Below are 16,306 nucleotides of genomic sequence, written 5' to 3'. Positions count from 1 at the left end.
CTTGATAAGGGTTCCGAATATGTCTGGCTGGACAGCCTTTTTCTTCTGTAACTTTAAAAAATCCGTCTGCTCGTTTGAACAGACGGAACACATTTCCAGTTAAAGCTGTTGAATCTTATCCTTCAGCGAGCTGTCAAACTGACGATTTTTAATCATATCGATTTCATGCTTATACGGAGCTTTTTTATTTTTCTTGTCTTCACCAACGTATGGCGTTTCAAGAATTTTCGGGACAGTGCTGAACACATCGTGATAGATAATCCGTTCCAGCGCATCAAACCCTATATGCCCGAATCCAATGTTTTCGTGACGGTCTTTGCCGGCTCCACGCTCATTTTTACTGTCGTTGACGTGAACGACTTTGATTCTGTCCAGTCCGACGGTGCGGTCAAACTTTTCCAGTACGCCGTCGAGATCATGAACAAGATCATATCCTGCATCATGTACATGGCACGTATCAAAGCATACGGACAGTTTTTCGTTATGCGTGACTCCATCCATAATCGCAGCTAATTCCTCAAAGGTACGGCCGCATTCAGACCCTTTGCCAGCCATCGTTTCAAGTGCAATCTGTACGTCTTGATCCGGATTAATCACTTCATTAAGTCCTTCAATAATTTTCTGAATGCCCGCCTCAGCGCCTGCGCCGACATGCGCTCCCGGGTGAAGCACAATTTGTCGAGAGCCCAGTGCCTCTGTACGGTCAATTTCACTTCGTAAAAAATCGACCCCCAGTTGAAAGGTTTCTGGCTTTACTGTATTTGCAATATTAATAATATAAGGAGCATGCACGACAATGTTGGACATGCCGTTTTCTTCCATATGAAGGCTCCCCGCCTCAATATTTAACTCTTCGATCGGCTTTCGGCGAGTATTTTGCGGTGCTCCGGTATAAATCATAAACGTTGAAGCACCGTAGGAAGCTGCTTCTTCGCTTGCTCCCTGGAGCATTTTCTTCCCATTCATTGATACATGTGATCCAATTAGCAACGTGTTGTCCTCCCTTGCGTTCATTACTTGCGGCCGCGGGATTCTTTCGCTGTACTGCGGCGTTCAATTCTGCGTTTCCGCTTGTGCTCACGCTCTGCTTTAGCACGAGCTTTTTTCTTATAGGCAGGCTTTACCTTCGTACTCTTGCGCTTCATTGGCATCGGCGCCTGCTTGGAAGGCCGGTTATCCGAACGGCGCTCCACCGTAACCCAGCTGCCCTGTTTCCACTCTTTGTACTCAAATGTAATGCCTTTTTGCCTCAGCTTCGCAATTGATGCTTCATCGCTTCTGCTGAAGAGCGTGATACTAAGCCCGTCCCACCCTGCTCTCGCAGTTCGTCCGGATCTGTGAATGTAATAATCAAGTTCTGTAGGAATTTCAGCGTTAATAATATGGCTGACTCCCGTGATATCAATGCCTCTTGCAATGAGGTCTGTTGCTACCAGGTACTGTACATCCGCCTCCTGCAGTCGTTTCAGCACCTTTTTCCGCTTCCTCGGCGCAATTCCGCCGTGCAGAAGGTCGACGTTCAGTCCCTTATCAAGCAGCACGGAGTAAATCGCATCTGCTGTCTCTTTCGTATTACAGAATACAATAGCAAGAAACGGGTTTATCCGCTCTGTAAGCTTAACGATCACCTCTTCTTTTGGACGATCCTTATCGCTGATCAGCCAATGCACAAGGTTTTCCGGGGAAAGCTCTTTCGGCTTCACTTCAATCTGCTTAGGCTGGCTCATGTACTTTTTGAGAAAAGGCATAAGGCTTTCCGGAATGGTTGCAGAAAAGACCATCAGCTGCGTATTCTCATGCAGAGAAGCAGCAATCCCGTTCACTTCTTCTAAAAAGCCAAGTTCGAGCATTTGATCCGCTTCATCGACGACAAATCCCTTCACGGTGTCTGTCTTCAACGCCTGTTCGCGGATCATGTCGAGCACTCTTCCCGGGGTGCCAACGATAATATGCTGACCTCCTGCTACTTTATCCAGCATTCGAACCCGGTCCGTTCCGCCTGTCACCAGCAGGGAAGTCACGTTTTCAGGCGCGAAATCCTGTAATACTCCGTATAACTGGGAAGCGAGTTCACGTGTTGGTGCTGTTATAATATACTGCGTCTTTTTTTCTGCGGGATCGACGTTTGTCAAAATAGGAAGCAGAAAAGCAAGCGTTTTTCCGGTTCCTGTCTGTGATTTTCCGATCACGTCCTGGCCTCGCAGAATAGACGGAATAAGCCGTTCCTGAATTTCTGTTGGCTGAGAAATATCCTTCTTTTTTAATCCATCAATCAGTTCCGCTCTCAGCTGAAACCGTTCGAAATTATGACCTGTCATGTTCTATCATCCTTTGCTTTGTATAGCCGTTTCTAACCTAACAGTTTATTTTAGCACGATTCTCAGCTCGGGACTATAGGTTTTCGTGTGCTTTTTACCATTATATGATAAACTTAAAGCACTATGGAAAGAATGGAGGAACGCTGATGTTTACAGTTGGTGATAACGTTGTCTACCCGGGCCACGGTGCGGGAAAAGTTAAAGACGTATCCAGAAAAACAATTCTCGACGAAGAACAGTTCTACTTTGTCATTTTCTTTCCTCTTCAAAAAATTACGCTCAGTCTTCCGGAGAAAACGATTCAGGAATCCGGACTGCGACCTGCGAATACTCAGACGGAATGCAGCTCCCTGCTCGCTTCTCTTTCAGAACGCGATCCCGTCAACGAATTTCCCAAACCATCAGGACGTCAGGATGAGCGCCTTCGTTCCGGCTCCATGGATGATTGTGCAGACGTCTTTTTCGAATTGACGTGTAAAAAGACAATTCACCAAAAGCTTCATATGCAGGAGAAAAAAAGCTTGGAGCTTTCAAGAAAGCTGTTGATCAGCGAACTGATGCTGGTACACGACGCATCGGAAACAGAAGCAGCTCTTATGCTCGACAGCCCAATGGACACGTTATTGAAAGAGCGGCTGTAATCTCCATCTCGGTGTTTGTCAGGGAAGCCCTCTCGTATTATAATAGGGTGCAGTACGAAGTTATACCGGAGGAGGAGTACCGCCAATGGAAGTTATGAAAATCTCACCTCGAGGTTACTGCTACGGTGTAGTAGATGCGATGGTGATGGCAAAAGAGGCAGCTGCAGACCCAAATCTGCCGCGTCCTATTTATATTTTAGGCATGATCGTGCATAATAAGCACGTGACAGATGCATTTGAAGAAGATGGTGTGATCACGCTCGACGGACCTAACCGTCTTGACATACTTAAAAAGGTCGAAAAGGGAACGGTAATCTTTACCGCTCACGGCGTATCGCCTGAGGTTCGCAAACTTGCTGCCGACAAAGGCCTTAAAACAATTGATGCTACGTGCCCGGATGTAACGGTTACCCACGATTTAATCCGCGGCAGAAAAGACCAGGGATATGAATTTATTTATATCGGCAAGCGCGGCCATCCGGAGCCTGAGGGAGCAATCGGTGTTGCACCTGATATCGTCCACCTGGTGGAAAACATGGATGATGTTGAAACGTTGCAGATTGATTCCGAAAAAATCATTATTACTAATCAGACGACAATGAGTCAGTGGGATGTCCGCCATTTGATCGAAGCCGCTCATAACCGGTATCCGCACGCTGAGATTCATAATGAAATTTGTAACGCGACTCAAGTTCGTCAGGAAGCCGTTTCCGAACAAGCAGGAGAAGCTGATCTTCTTCTTGTTGTCGGGGACCCAAAAAGCAATAACTCGAACCGGCTTGCACAAGTATCAAAAGAAGTAGCCGGTACAGAGGCTTACCGGATCAGCAACGTAAACGATATTAATCTGGAATGGCTGAAAGGCATCAATAAAGTCGCAGTCACAGCAGGGGCCAGCACCCCTACCCTGATTACAAAAGAAGTCATCAAATTTTTAGATCAGTTTGATGAAGACGACCCACATACGTGGGATACGACCAGCACCGTAAAACTTTCTAAAATCCTGCCGAAAATCCGAAAAAAACGGACTGCTGGAAAATAAGAATCCATTTAAGAAAGCCCGAAGACACTTTGTCTTCGGGCTTTTCGACTACATAAACTGGAAAGGATCCGTATTTATTTCTGACACAATGACCTCTGTCGTGCTTTTCTGATCTCTAAGCCAAGACGAAAGCTGTTCAGCAAGCGCCTGTTTCATGATCTGTTCAACATGATGGCCAGGATCAATCATTGTCAGTCCTTCCATCCAGGCATCATGAGCCACGTGGAAATAAAGATCACCTGTTACGTATACGTCTGCTCCTTGACGAAGCGCGTGCATCGTATATTTATTGCCGTCTCCGCCTAACACAGCTGCCTTTGTAATCGTTTTATCTAAATCGCCTACAACCCTGACTCCATTAACCCCAAACGCTTCTTTTACACGCTCTGTAAATTCCCGAAGCGATACCGATTGATCCAACTTTCCAATCCGGCCTAATCCGTAGGTCCTGCCTGGATTATCAAGTGAATAAATATCGTAGGCTGCTTCTTCGTACGGATGCGCATCCAGCATCGCCCGAATTACCTTCCGTTCTAATGATGCCGGGAAGATCGTTTCGATTCGTTCCTCTTCGGGCCGCTCCATCCTTCCCTTCGTACCAATATATGGATTCGCGCCGCTTCCCGGGATAAAGGCTCCTTTGCCCTCTGTTGAGAACGAACAGTGGCTGTAGTCGCCGATATGACCGGCACCAGCTTGACCAAGCGCATTTCTCACTGCATCCGCGTGATCGTGCGGAACAAAGACGACCATTTTTTTGAATTTCTCTTCGGTTACGGGAGCCAGCGCTTCCGTATCACGTATTCCGAGGGCGTCAGCCATCATGTCATTAACGCCACCCTCTGCCACATCGAGATTCGTGTGAGCAGCAAAAACGGTAATATCGTGCTTAATCAGCTTTTCCACCGCCCTGCCATAGGACGTATCCGTGTTCAGCTGCTTGAGGGGACGGAACAGAAGCGGGTGATGCGCAATAATCATATCTACACCATTTGCTACAGCCTCATCTACAACCGGTTCCAAGACATCTAATGTTATCATGATTTTCGATGCTCTTTTTTTGACAGAGCCAATTTGAAGACCAATTGGATCTCCTTCGACTGCTAATCGTTTTGGAGCATGCTGTTCCATAAACTGCAGTACTGTCTGAACATGTACATCCGTCATCCCAATACCTCCTCCAGCCAGTTTAGCTTCTGTGTCATTTCTTTCTGCCGGTCTTCGGTCCGTGCATTTTCTGCCATCTGCAGCTGTGCCTTAATTCGTTGCAGCTGATCGTATTCTTTTTTCCATTTATTCATAAAGGCTTCATTACGCTGTTTTATTAAATACGGACCCAGCCACATCTGCTTTTCCAGGTCGTCCTTACTGTATGGGTTAACGCCGGACCGGTCCGCACAGAGCACTTCGTAAACATGCCCATCCTCTTCAACAGCTGCTTCTTCGATCAGCGACCAGCCGTTTTTATACAGCCAGCGCCGTACGTGATCTGAGGCAATATTCGGCTGAAGAACAAGCCGCTTTACATCCGGGAGATAGGCTTGGCCGTTTTCCAGAATATCAGCGATTAACGGTCCGCCCATTCCTGCAACTACGACTGTATCTGCTTTGCGCCCCTCTAAAACCTCTAGTCCGTTCCCCAGTCTAGCTTCTACCTTATCCTGAAGCTGATTCTGCATAATCTTTTCTCTCGCAGAAGCAAGAGGGCCTTCGTTCACTTCTCCTGCTATTGCATATTCACAAATCCCGTTTCCTACGAGGTACACAGGCAAGTACGCATGATCTGAACCAATATCTGCAATTGTTCCTTCATGCAGGACATATTCTGCGACTTTCTCCAGCCGCTTGGATAAATGCTGTTCGTTCACCACTGTCACCTTATTTCCTTATCTTTTTTATCGCTTCTATCAAAAGATGATATCATACAATCTTCATGCACGCAGCCGCAGCAGCGGAGAGTCGTTAGTTTGAGCGTAAAAGTGCAACGCATAAGCTGAACCCTATCGTAACAAACATCTTACCTAAAACAAACACCTGACGAAGCGCCTTTTAAACAGCTGGGGCCGGTAGTTGAAAAAAGCCTCAGACTCCATTGCAGTCTGAGGCTTTTGCCACGTTAAGGTAATCATACAGCAGGGCTGCTACCATTGAGGGAGGCAGCCCAAGCCGTTCATGCTTATTCCTGGGACAGAATATACTCTGCCACAGCTTCTGCTTCTTCTCCGTCCTCAACAAGGCCTGCAGGCATTGATCCTGGTCCTTCATTGATCGCAGCTACAATCTCTTCCTCGGAGTAAGCTCCTCCGTCCAGTGCTGGACCTGTGCCGCCCTCCAGATCACCGCCGTGACAGGAAGCGCAGTTTCCTTCATACAGATGCTCTCCGAGTTCAATCGGGTCATCAAATTCTTCTTCCTGGGCATTTTCTTCGTTTTCGTTTCCATTTTCAGCAGCCTCTTCCCCGCCGATGTTAAGTCCGACAAGAGAAAGGAAGAAAACGAGCAGAAGACCCAGCGCAGCAGTTGCTGCGAATGGAAATAATGGTCCACCTCTCATAGCTATGTACCTCCCTTACGTTCCAGTACGATAAATTAAGGCTTTATATAAGTGCCCGAGCTCAGCTCTCTTTTATTGTATATGAAATATGAAAAGATGAAAAGAGATTTCAAAAGAAGCTTTCCAGCTTTTGAAAGCGGTTGTTCACAAAATGCTCATAGTTTTAACAGACTGGTCATAAGGGCAGGGTCATCTGTAATGACCCCTGTCAGGCCGCTCCGCCTGCACCTGGAAAAATCCGCTTTGGTTTTGCAGTTATACGCTCTCACAGTAAGCCCCTGCTTCATCCAGGGCCGGTAATACATGGACGACTGCACGCCGTGACGGATGTGGATGCCATCTGCCTGAACCTTTTCGGCATATTTTCCGCCTCGGCGGAATGGTGTCTTTGTCAGCAGCGCTGTGCTGATCGTCGGCTGTCTGCGCTTCACTTCCGCGATATAGGAATGATAGAACGTTGAAATGACAGTTCGCTCGACGAGTCCATGCTTTCGTAAAACAGCCAGGCATCCGTCCGCAAAAACGCCTGCCTTTACATGTACCTGCTGCTTCAGCTCTAAATGAAGCGTCAGATTTGTAGCTGCGATCCACGCACACAGCTCTTCAAGTGATGGGATTACAGCATCCGGGTAGCGGCGGTCATACTCCTTATCAGCGCGCAAATGTATCAGCTCTTTTGCCGAGAACGTATTCACGTTACCGCTTTTATAGGTCGTCCGGTCGACGGTTTGATCATGAATGATGAATGGAACGCTGTCACTGGAAAAATGAACGTCGCATTCAATTCCGTCAATCGGATACTCAGCTGCTTTTTTAAAAGACAGCATTGTATTTTCCGGATATTGACGTTTAAACCCCCGGTGTCCGATAATTTCCATCTGTCTGACACTCCCTTTCTGATTGGTTACAAACCGGCCAGGATAAAAAACAGCAGCACAGCAAGCCCGGCTCCACCGGCAGCAATCAAATACACCCGTTTAAAGAACAGACCCGCTGCCAGCCAAACAGCAGCCGCAGCCCCGGTCATCATGCCGGTTTGTCCTGGTGTAAGCATCATCCACGCACTCCATTGAATCGCTGCTGCTAAAAGGAACAGAGCCCCAGCAGTCGTAAATAGATGATGGAGCATGCCTCTTCCCGCTCTTGTGTGGTAGGCTGAGACCCCTGCTGCCAAGGTGGCTGCTGAGGCTGTTAGCGCAGCCGGAGGCACCGGCAGCAAGAAAACGGCAGCAATGAGCAGCATAAAAAATGCCGTCCAGGCAGCTGCTTTCCCCCATGGCTGTTGCTTTGCCGCAGCAGGTTCGTCTGCGTAAAGCTTCAGAAGAAACTGACAATAGTGCTCTGGAAGCATCCGATTCTTCTGCCATTTTCGTATTTCTCTTACGATAACCTCTTTATCTGACATCTCATCCTGCTCCCCTTTTCCAGAAGGATTTTCTCTCTTTCTGGTGGAACCGTCTTATAAGCAGCCCTTTCTTTATCGAGAAAACGCTCTGTAAAAAAACACCCCTGCTGCTTTAAGCGGCAGGGATGCAACAAACACCTTTATTCGAGAAAATCCTTCAGACGCTTGCTTCTGCTCGGATGCCGCAGCTTACGCAGAGCTTTGGCTTCAATCTGACGAATTCGCTCACGAGTAACACCAAATACTTTACCAACTTCTTCCAGCGTCCTCGTTCTGCCGTCGTCCAGACCGAATCGAAGTCGAAGAACATTCTCTTCCCGGTCAGTAAGTGTGTCCAGCACATCCTCCAGCTGTTCTTTTAACAGCTCATATGCTGCAGCGTCGGACGGTGCCAGCGCTTCCTGGTCCTCAATGAAATCTCCAAGGTGAGAGTCATCTTCTTCGCCGATAGGAGTCTCCAGTGAAACAGGCTCCTGTGCAATCTTCAGAATTTCCCGGACTTTATCCGGAGTGAGATCCATCTCTTTGGATACTTCTTCCGGTGTCGGCTCACGGCCAAGGTCCTGCAGCAATTGTCGCTGCACACGGATCAGTTTATTGATCGTTTCCACCATGTGCACCGGAATTCGAATTGTTCTGGCCTGGTCGGCAATAGCACGGGTAATCGCCTGTCTGATCCACCATGTCGCATAGGTACTGAACTTAAAGCCTTTGTCGTAATCAAACTTTTCCACAGCTTTGATCAGACCCATATTTCCTTCCTGAATCAAATCCAGGAAGAGCATCCCCCGGCCGACGTAGCGCTTTGCGATACTGACAACGAGTCGCAAATTCGCTTCTGCGAGCCGTCGCTTCGCTTCTTCATCTCCATCTTCAATCCGTTTCGCCAGCTCAATTTCTTCGGCGGCTGACAAAAGCGGAACGCGGCCGATTTCTTTCAGATACATTCTGACAGGGTCATTAATCTTAATGCCCGGCGGTACGCTGAGATCGTTTAAATCGATTGCTTCTTCCTTCTGAACCTGCTGAATGCTTGGCACGGATTCACTCTCGTTAATGATTTCAACACCCTGCTCTCCAAGGTATTCAAAGAAATCATCCATCTGCTCCGAGTCCTGATCAAATGCTCCCAGACGCTCGGTGATTTCAGCGTATGTCAATGAGCCTCGCTTTTTCCCGGACTCCAGTAACTGTTCCTTTACCTGATCGATGGTCAAATCGCCTTCCGTCAGCGGACGGATTGGTTTCTCAGCCATACGACCCCTCCTTCCTCATGATCACAACGGCATGATCAGCTGTGAAGCTTTGACTTCAGCTCCACAAGCTGGTTAATATACTGCTTAAGCTCTTCTACGTCAGACGTGCGCTTCATCAGATCCTGAAGCTCTTCAATCCGCCGCTTAATCGGCGCCCGATGAAGAATCTGATCAGCGTAGTCTTCAAGCACCTGCTCCGGCAGGTCCTGGTGAACCTGTTTCATTGCAAGTGCTGCTGCTTCTTTTTTCAAACCAGGATCTTCAACAGAGCTGATAAAGGCAGCCGGATCGCTCTCATGGCCGGCTGCATAGTAACTGTATAACAACGCTGCCAGCGCCTGATACGTTTCCTGCTGGAAGGACGCGCCAACTCGCTCCTCTACAAAAGCTGCCGCATCCTGAGAATGCATCATAAAGCTGATTAAATCACTTTCTGCCCGTTCATCTGCGGTCATCAGCCTGCGTCCGGCATGCTGCTGTGTTTCCATTTGTATAGCAGCTTTCTTTTGCTTTGTACGGGCTTTAACAGTATTCTTGATCTTCTCCCCTAATTCCTGCTTCAAAACGTCATACGAGAGAGAAAATTCTTCCTGGAGCTGTCGCAAGTAATGATCCTGTTCAATCGCCTTTGGAAGAGCCGCAATTTCCTTGAGCATTTCTTCGACATATTTCAGCTGATCGGCTTCCAGCTCCATGTTCTTATTTTCTTTTAAGAATACAGATTTAAATTCCATCATAGTCAGAGGTCTGCCGATGATAGTTTCAGCGAATCGTTCGGGACCATGATGTTGAATATAGTCGTCCGGATCCATTCCTTGCGGCAGCACAGCTACGGCAACTTCCAGTCCGGCAGCCTGAAGAATGTCCGCATTTTTCCACGAAGCCTGACGTCCGGCTTTGTCTCCGTCGAAGCAGAGAACGACCTTATCGGCATTTCGTCTGATCATACGGGCCTGTTCCTGTGAAAGTGCCGTCCCGAGTGAACCTGTACCATGTTCTATACCCGCGCGATAAGCGGAAATAACATCAACGTAGCCTTCAAACAGCACCGCTTCATTTTTACGTCTGATTGCAGGTCTTGCTCCGTGAAAATGGTACAGCAGACGGCCTTTATTGAACACATCGGACTCCGGACTGTTTAAATATTTCGGACTGCCCTCATCCAAAATCCGTCCGCCAAACGCAATAATTTTCCCGCGCTTATCCCAAATCGGGAACATAATTCTCCCACGAAAACGGTCGAAGGCTCTGCCTCCATCGGCTTTACGGGCAAGCAAACCTGCATCAGCCATATCATCAGGTTCAAGTCCACGCTTTTTCAAAAAGTCGGTAAGAAAATTCCAAGATTCCGGTGCAAACCCGATTTGAAAGGTTTCAATCATTTTTCGAGTAAAGCCTCGAGCTCTTAAATACTCCCGGGCCCTTTTTCCTTCAGGAGACTCTAATAACAGGTGATGATACAGCTTAGCCGCAAGCTCATGCCCTTTATACCAGGCGGAACGAGGGTTTTGCTCTTCTTCATCCTGACTGACTGCCTCTTCCGGAAGTTCAACGCTCGTTTTTCCGGCAAGCTGCTGGACGGCCTCAGGAAATGACAGTCCTTCATACTCCATGACGAACGTCACAACATTGCCGCCAACGCCGCAGCCGAAGCAGTGGTAGAGCTGTTTATCCTGAGAAACAGAAAAAGAGGGAGTTTTTTCCCCATGAAAAGGACACAATCCTGAAAAATTGCGTCCCTGCTTTTTTAAATCCACGTATTCACTGATCACGTCTACAATGTCGAGTTCTTTCCGGACTGCTTCTACAGTCTCTTCCGGGATATGACGGCTCATCCTTCGTCCCCGCCTTCTCTCAATGCTTTCAACAGTTCGACAAAATGATTTTCAAAATGTACGTCAGCAGACCGTTTGCGCTTGGAAGGACCTTTCCCATATATGCCTCGGCGTCTGGCCTCTTTCTTCGCATGCCGCCATTCAAGCACAGCATCCGCTGCTTCCTCCCTGAAGCGGATACCATTCGAATGAATAACGTAAACGCCTCTTGCCGAAAGAATAGAGGCTAAGCCAAGATCATCAGTTACAGCAATATCGCCAGCAGCTGTTTCGCTGATCATTCGAAAGTCCGCTGCATCAGCCCCCTGATCGACGATGATCGTCTTCACCCTCTCCGGCAGTGAGGAACGGGTGTGGGCATGTGAGTGAACCAGCACCAGCTGAAAGCCATACTGTTCTGATAGTGTTATAAGCTGAGGTACCACGGGAATTGAATCCCCGTCTGCGAAAACATGTAAATGCTTCATAGTAGTATATTCGATCCCCGCCTCGTTTTTCCTGCCTGTTTACATGAAATAAACGGGAAACCGTTTTGCCGGCATCTGGCAGCGAATGACTGTATGCCGACAAGGAGGGTCCGTTTTCTTTTCAACCTGTCGTTCTGCGAAATATTTCAAGTAACCACAATGTTTCATTATAATTGATTTTTATTGGTTTGGAAAGAAAAAAGATTACTATCAGGAGGATCTTGTTTGTACCATCTGGTAAATAATGTTTGCTGTTTCCTCAACTGCTTTTGTGGAAACGTCGAGTACCCGGCACCCGATCCGGTCCATGATGGTATCCGAATAGGCGAGCTCTTCCTCAATCCGCTGAATCGTTGCATAGTTCGCTTCTGCTTTCAGCCCAAGTGCTTTCAACCGTTCTGCGCGTATCCCGTTCAGCTTTTCCGGACTGATCTTCAGCCCGATTATTTTTTCGGGCTGGATCGAAAAGAGCTCTTCAGGAGGCTCCACCTCCGGTACGAGCGGAACGTTTGCTACTTTCAGCCGTTTATGAGCCAAATACTGTGACAGAGGCGTCTTGGAGGTTCTAGACACGCCAACCAGCACGACATCTGCACGCAGAATGCCTCGCGGATCACGTCCGTCATCATATTTTACAGCAAACTCGATCGCTTCTACTTTTCGAAAATAGTCCTCATCAAGCGTGTGAATTAAACCGGATTCATTTTTAGGCTTTGTCTGCAGCCTATCTTCCATCAGCGTGAGCAGCGGGCTTAATATATCATAAACCGGGAGACCTTCTTCTGCGGTGCGCTTCAGAACATACTCACGCGTTTCCGGGATCACAAACGTGAATGCAATCAGCCCATTGTTCTCTTTTGCTTCGGCGATTACCTCATCTACTGTGCCCGTATCCTCCACATAGGGGATACGCCGGATCGAGGTCATCGATTCCTCAAATTGACTGATGGCCGCCTTAACGACCAGCTCAGCTGTTTCACCAACTGAGTCAGACATCACATATACGGTGACATGATCCTGTTCCTTCATGCGCCTCCACTCCTTTTATCCATCTTCTCTGCTAAGCTCCACGAAAGCCTTGGTAATATTGGTTTTCGTCAGGCGCCCGATGACATCCAATTTTCCATCTGCATCCTGTTTCACTACCGGCAGACCGTCAATTTGCTTGCTGATCAGTTTATTGGCTGTTTCAAGCATGGTTTCATCTGGATAACATACCGTTACATTTGGCATTCTCGTCATAATAATGCTGACAGGGATACCCTCCAAGTCCTGCTTTCCCATACTGGCACGCAGCAAATCCTTGCGGGAAACGATACCGACAAGCTTATTACGGCCATCTGTTACAAAAAGCGTACCGACATCTTCTAAGAACATAGATACAATCGCGTCATATACGGAAGCTGCTTCAGGTATGACAACAGGTATAGACTGAAAATCCTTGACCTTCAGCTTCAGCAGCTTGTCTTTAAACAGCTGTCCGCCGGTTTTGCCGGTATAGTAGTACCCTACTCTCGGACGGGCGTCGAGATAGCCGGACATGGTCAACACAGTGAGGTCAGGCCTTAGAGTTGCCCGCGTTAATGCGAGCAGCTCTGCGATTTTTTCGCCGGTAATCGGCCCTTTTTCTTTCACAATTTCTACAATTTTCTGCTGCCTTTCGGATAGTTCCATGATGCCACCGCCTCTCTTATCGCTGACGCTGTTATTCAGAGTGAAATACGATCTGCTGGAAATCAGCAAACTGTCTGATCAGCGAAGCCGTCTGATGCATGTGGAACAGTCGGTTTTGTTTCAGCTGCTCATCTTCCGCCATTACCATCACATGATCAAAGTAGTCATTGATGACCGGAACGATGCTCTGCAGCTGGCGGTAGGCCTGCTCTACATTTCTCTCATTAAGAGAGGTTTGGAGCGGCTCTTCCACTTGTATGCAAGCTTCAGCAAGGCTGCTTTCCTGATCCTCCTGAAATAATGCAGGGTCAGGACGCCCCGGAGAACTTTTTTTCGAGATGTTCGTTACGCGGCTGAAGGCTTCCGTATCTTTTTTAAACGATTCCTTATCCAGCTGGTTCATGAGAAAGTCACTTTTCGCAACTGCCTGAGCAGGAACGTTCCAGCCGGAACGGATAACGGCATCTGTTACGTCATAGCGAATGCCTCTATCTTTCAGCAGCTGACGGAAGCGAAGTTCAAAGAAATCTTTGACGTCTTTAAACACCTCTTCGTGCGGTCTATTCAGCAGCTTGTTTTCATCGAGCATCCCGAGCAGCTTCTGAATAAATGCAAAAAGATCAAAGGACCAGTTTCCGTCCAGGTAAATTTGCAATACCGCTGCAGCCTGTCTTCGCAGACCATACGGATCCTGAGAGCCCGTAGGGATGCGCCCGATGCCGATGCTTGTTAAGATCGTATCAAGCTTATCCGCTGTACTGACGATTCTTCCTGCTTCTGTTTCCGGGAGTGAATCTCCTGCATGCTTTGGAAGATAGTGCTCACGGATCGCTTTCGCTGTATCCGGCTGCTCTCCGTCGTGGATCGCATAATATTCTCCCATCAAACCTTCGAGCTCTGGAAATTCATCGACCATATGCGTGACGAGATCTACTTTGGACAGTCTGGCCGCCCGCTGAACGGTCTGCTGAAGGCTTCCTTCCCCATGCAGCAGCGAGGCGAGCTGCAGGGCTCCTGCTTCAATGCGTGCTGTTTTATCTGCCATCGTACCAAGCTCTTCGTGGTAGACGATTGATGCCAGCTTCGGGAGTCGTGATTCGAGAGAGCCTTTCAGGTCTTCTTCATAAAAGAATTCGGCATCTGCAAGTCTTGCGCGCAGCACTTTCTCATTGCCTCGACGGACATTATCCAGGTGAAGGTGGTCCCCGTTGCGTACAGTAATAAAGTGAGGCGCCAGCTTCCCTTGTTTGTTTTTCACTGGAAAATATCGCTGATGCTCCCTCATCGAAGTAATGAGCACTTCGTCCGGCACGTTCAAAAAGCTTTCGTCAAAAGACCCGGAAAGAGCTGTAGGGTATTCGACCAGGTTCGTTACTTCTTCAAGCAGCGCTTCGTCGATTGGGATTTCCCAGCCTTCCTCTGCTGCAATGTCCTGAATCTGCGTGCGGATTGCTTCTTTTCGCTTGTGAGGGTCTACGATAACATGCTGGCTCAGCAGCTCTTCCTCGTATACGTCCGCGCTGGTAAGATCAGCAGCGTCGCCGAGAAAGCGGTGTCCGTGTGTGATCTTTCCTGTTGAAATACCTGTGATCTCAAACGGAATCACCTCAGACCCAAACAAGGCTGTCAGCCACTTGACCGGCCGGACATAACGAAGCTGATAAGAGCCCCACTTCATGTTTTTCGGGAACGTGATAGCAAGCAGCACGCCGCGAAGCTCCGGAAGAAGCTCCATTGTACGCTTACCTGTCGTCTTCTTTAAGGCAAATACGTAACGTTCCCCTTTTACCTCTTTCAAGTACAGATCCTCTGTTGATACTCCCTGCCCTTTTGCAAATCCGAGAGCCGCTTTCGTCCATTCTCCGTCGTTTAAGGCAATTTTTTCAGAAGGTCCGCGAGCTTCTGTTTCCATATCAGGCTGCTGATCGGGAACGTCATTCACCTTTACCGCGAGTCGTCTTGGAGTAGAAAAGCTGGTAACCGCCGAATATGTCAACCGCTTATCTTTAAGCCAGGCCTCCACTTTGCTTTGAAGTTCCTGTCTGGCACTTGTTACGAACCTGGCCGGCATTTCCTCCAGACCGATTTCAAGCAGCAGTGTCGATTTACTCATGGCTCAGTTCCTCCTTCAACATTGGAAATCCTAGTGTTTCTCTCGCAGCATAATACGTTTTCGCACATTCTCTTGCCAGGTTTCGAACGCGTGTAATGTAGCCGCCCCGCTCCGTAACAGAGATAGCTCCCTGGGCGTCGAGCAGGTTAAAGACGTGTGAACATTTCAAAACATAATCGTAAGCTGGTATTACAAGCTCTTCGCGCAAGCAGGAAGCAGCCTCTTTTTCGTACGTGCTGAACAAGTCAAACAGCATGCTTCGGTCGGCAGTTTCAAATGCGTATTTTGATTGTTCATATTCGTTTTGCCTGAATACATCCCCGTAAGTAAAACCATCCACCCACTCCAGGTCATACACGTTCTCTTTATCTTGTATATACGAAGCGAGCCGTTCAAGACCGTACGTAATTTCAACCGATACCGGACTTGCATCCAGACCGCCTACTTGTTGAAAATAGGTGAATTGCGTAATTTCCATCCCGTCCAGCCACACTTCCCATCCGAGGCCCCAGGCCGCAAGCGTCGGTGCTTCCCAGTTGTCTTCTACAAATCGGATATCGTGCTTCAACGGATCAATCCCGAGCTGACGCAGGCTTTCCAAATAAAGCTCCTGGATATTATCAGGTGAAGGTTTCATGATTACCTGAAACTGGTGGTGCTGATAGAGCCGGTTCGGATTTTGGCCGTACCTGCCATCTGCGGGTCTTCTTGACGGTTCTACATAGGCTACGTTCCACGGTTCAGGGCCGATGCTTTTTAGAAACGTCATTGGATTCATTGTGCCTGCGCCTTTCTCCACGTCATAGGGCTGAAGCAGAAGACAGTTCTGTTCTCCCCAGAATTTTTGCAGCGTCAGAATCATTTCCTGTACATTCATCATGCATTTCCCCCTTGTTAGTCTGCTCTCGTATCGGTGCAGGAACGAAAAAACTCCCGTCCCTATATCCGCACCAGTTACGGATATAGGGACGAGAGTCGTTGTCTCCCGCGGTTCCACCCTA

The 16,306-nt window shown here is 48.2% G+C and carries 16 protein-coding genes; 2 read left to right on the top strand and 14 right to left on the bottom strand.

Translation table 11 applies throughout. From position 1 onward, the window contains the following. Window positions 1–99 precede the first annotated feature (99 nt). Together ACSZLD_RS10325 and ACSZLD_RS10320 are read right to left on the bottom strand one after the other, a co-directional pair. Entirely contained in the window at window positions 100–1,014 is a 915-nt protein-coding gene (locus tag ACSZLD_RS10325) for a deoxyribonuclease IV (RefSeq protein ID WP_377910728.1), read from the bottom strand. Continuing rightward, window positions 1,014–2,318, bottom strand: a complete 1,305-nt coding sequence (locus tag ACSZLD_RS10320) for a DEAD/DEAH box helicase (RefSeq protein ID WP_377910729.1) — start codon at window positions 2,316–2,318, stop codon at window positions 1,014–1,016. Before ACSZLD_RS10320 ends, ACSZLD_RS10325 begins: the two co-directional genes overlap by 1 nt. Window positions 2,319–2,464: 146 nt before the next feature. Here ACSZLD_RS10320 and ACSZLD_RS10315 point away from each other — a divergent pair, with 146 nt between their 5' ends. Both ACSZLD_RS10315 and ACSZLD_RS10310 read left to right on the top strand, forming a co-directional pair. Beyond that, entirely contained in the window at window positions 2,465–2,959 is a 495-nt protein-coding gene (locus ACSZLD_RS10315) for a CarD family transcriptional regulator (RefSeq protein ID WP_377910730.1), read from the top strand. An 85-nt stretch (window positions 2,960–3,044) separates the two neighbouring features. Next, complete coding sequence (locus tag ACSZLD_RS10310; RefSeq protein WP_377910731.1) at window positions 3,045–4,001, top strand: 4-hydroxy-3-methylbut-2-enyl diphosphate reductase; 957 nt, start codon at window positions 3,045–3,047, stop codon at window positions 3,999–4,001. A 48-nt stretch (window positions 4,002–4,049) separates the two neighbouring features. Here ACSZLD_RS10310 and ACSZLD_RS10305 read toward each other — a convergent pair whose 3' ends face one another. The 12 genes from ACSZLD_RS10305 to glyQ form a co-directional block, all read right to left on the bottom strand. After that, window positions 4,050–5,168, bottom strand: coding sequence for a Nif3-like dinuclear metal center hexameric protein (locus ACSZLD_RS10305; protein ID WP_444685114.1), 1,119 nt, complete (start codon window positions 5,166–5,168; stop codon window positions 4,050–4,052). Continuing rightward, window positions 5,165–5,878: a tRNA (adenine(22)-N(1))-methyltransferase gene (locus ACSZLD_RS10300; protein ID WP_440898555.1), complete on the bottom strand. Its 714-nt coding sequence runs from the start codon at window positions 5,876–5,878 to the stop codon at window positions 5,165–5,167. The genes ACSZLD_RS10305 and ACSZLD_RS10300 overlap by 4 nt, the downstream gene beginning before the upstream one ends. Before the next feature lie 299 nt (window positions 5,879–6,177). Beyond that, window positions 6,178–6,555: a c-type cytochrome gene (locus ACSZLD_RS10295; protein WP_377910734.1), complete on the bottom strand. Its 378-nt coding sequence runs from the start codon at window positions 6,553–6,555 to the stop codon at window positions 6,178–6,180. A gap of 155 nt (window positions 6,556–6,710) precedes the next feature. Then, window positions 6,711–7,433 carry a glycerophosphodiester phosphodiesterase gene (locus ACSZLD_RS10290; protein WP_444685113.1) on the bottom strand — a complete coding sequence of 241 codons (723 nt, stop codon included), beginning with the start codon at window positions 7,431–7,433 and terminating at the stop codon, window positions 6,711–6,713. Window positions 7,434–7,459: 26 nt separating this feature from the next. Continuing rightward, a complete protein-coding gene (locus ACSZLD_RS10285; RefSeq protein ID WP_444685112.1) occupies window positions 7,460–7,960 on the bottom strand; it encodes a hypothetical protein in 501 nt (166 codons plus the stop codon). Window positions 7,961–8,100: 140 nt separating this feature from the next. Continuing rightward, window positions 8,101–9,216 carry an RNA polymerase sigma factor RpoD gene (gene rpoD, locus ACSZLD_RS10280; RefSeq protein ID WP_377910737.1) on the bottom strand — a complete coding sequence of 372 codons (1,116 nt, stop codon included), beginning with the start codon at window positions 9,214–9,216 and terminating at the stop codon, window positions 8,101–8,103. Window positions 9,217–9,251: 35 nt separating this feature from the next. Beyond that, complete coding sequence (dnaG, locus tag ACSZLD_RS10275) at window positions 9,252–11,051, bottom strand: DNA primase (protein WP_377910738.1); 1,800 nt, start codon at window positions 11,049–11,051, stop codon at window positions 9,252–9,254. After that, window positions 11,048–11,518, bottom strand: a complete 471-nt coding sequence (locus ACSZLD_RS10270; RefSeq protein ID WP_444685111.1) for a DUF188 domain-containing protein — start codon at window positions 11,516–11,518, stop codon at window positions 11,048–11,050. Before ACSZLD_RS10270 ends, dnaG begins: the two co-directional genes overlap by 4 nt. 210 nt (window positions 11,519–11,728) lie before the next feature. After that, window positions 11,729–12,547 (bottom strand): pyruvate, water dikinase regulatory protein, encoded by an 819-nt coding sequence (locus tag ACSZLD_RS10265; protein WP_377910740.1) that lies wholly within the window; start codon window positions 12,545–12,547, stop codon window positions 11,729–11,731. Window positions 12,548–12,562: 15 nt separating this feature from the next. Further along, window positions 12,563–13,192, bottom strand: coding sequence for a transcriptional regulator CcpN (ccpN, locus tag ACSZLD_RS10260; RefSeq protein ID WP_377910741.1), 630 nt, complete (start codon window positions 13,190–13,192; stop codon window positions 12,563–12,565). Window positions 13,193–13,223: 31 nt separating this feature from the next. Next, window positions 13,224–15,305, bottom strand: coding sequence for a glycine--tRNA ligase subunit beta (glyS, locus tag ACSZLD_RS10255; RefSeq protein ID WP_444685110.1), 2,082 nt, complete (start codon window positions 15,303–15,305; stop codon window positions 13,224–13,226). Next, window positions 15,298–16,182 (bottom strand): glycine--tRNA ligase subunit alpha, encoded by an 885-nt coding sequence (gene glyQ, locus ACSZLD_RS10250; protein ID WP_377910953.1) that lies wholly within the window; start codon window positions 16,180–16,182, stop codon window positions 15,298–15,300. Before glyQ ends, glyS begins: the two co-directional genes overlap by 8 nt. Window positions 16,183–16,306 lie beyond the last annotated feature (124 nt).

Origin of the sequence: Alkalicoccus luteus, assembly GCF_052061695.1 — a bacterium.
GTDB classification, from domain to species: Bacteria; Bacillota; Bacilli; order Bacillales; family Salisediminibacteriaceae; genus Alkalicoccus; species Alkalicoccus luteus.
Note: the sequence above shows the minus strand (reverse complement) of the source record. Positions and strands in the feature narration are given on the sequence as shown.

Bases quoted from the DNA above. Each gene is read 5' to 3' on its own strand.
- ACSZLD_RS10325 (WP_377910728.1), bottom strand. From the start codon at position 1,014: ATGAACGCAAGGGAGGACAACACGTTGCTAATTGGATCACATGTATCA.
- ACSZLD_RS10320 (WP_377910729.1), bottom strand. From the start codon at position 2,318: ATGACAGGTCATAATTTCGAACGGTTTCAGCTGAGAGCGGAACTGATT.
- ACSZLD_RS10315 (WP_377910730.1), top strand. From the start codon at position 2,465: ATGTTTACAGTTGGTGATAACGTTGTCTACCCGGGCCACGGTGCGGGA.
- ACSZLD_RS10310 (WP_377910731.1), top strand. From the start codon at position 3,045: ATGGAAGTTATGAAAATCTCACCTCGAGGTTACTGCTACGGTGTAGTA.
- ACSZLD_RS10305 (WP_444685114.1), bottom strand. From the start codon at position 5,168: ATGACGGATGTACATGTTCAGACAGTACTGCAGTTTATGGAACAGCAT.
- ACSZLD_RS10295 (WP_377910734.1), bottom strand. From the start codon at position 6,555: ATGAGAGGTGGACCATTATTTCCATTCGCAGCAACTGCTGCGCTGGGT.
- ACSZLD_RS10290 (WP_444685113.1), bottom strand. From the start codon at position 7,433: ATGGAAATTATCGGACACCGGGGGTTTAAACGTCAATATCCGGAAAAT.
- ACSZLD_RS10285 (WP_444685112.1), bottom strand. From the start codon at position 7,960: ATGTCAGATAAAGAGGTTATCGTAAGAGAAATACGAAAATGGCAGAAG.
- rpoD (WP_377910737.1), bottom strand. From the start codon at position 9,216: ATGGCTGAGAAACCAATCCGTCCGCTGACGGAAGGCGATTTGACCATC.
- dnaG (WP_377910738.1), bottom strand. From the start codon at position 11,051: ATGAGCCGTCATATCCCGGAAGAGACTGTAGAAGCAGTCCGGAAAGAA.
- ACSZLD_RS10270 (WP_444685111.1), bottom strand. From the start codon at position 11,518: ATGAAGCATTTACATGTTTTCGCAGACGGGGATTCAATTCCCGTGGTA.
- ACSZLD_RS10265 (WP_377910740.1), bottom strand. From the start codon at position 12,547: ATGAAGGAACAGGATCATGTCACCGTATATGTGATGTCTGACTCAGTT.
- ccpN (WP_377910741.1), bottom strand. From the start codon at position 13,192: ATGGAACTATCCGAAAGGCAGCAGAAAATTGTAGAAATTGTGAAAGAA.
- glyS (WP_444685110.1), bottom strand. From the start codon at position 15,305: ATGAGTAAATCGACACTGCTGCTTGAAATCGGTCTGGAGGAAATGCCG.
- glyQ (WP_377910953.1), bottom strand. From the start codon at position 16,182: ATGAATGTACAGGAAATGATTCTGACGCTGCAAAAATTCTGGGGAGAA.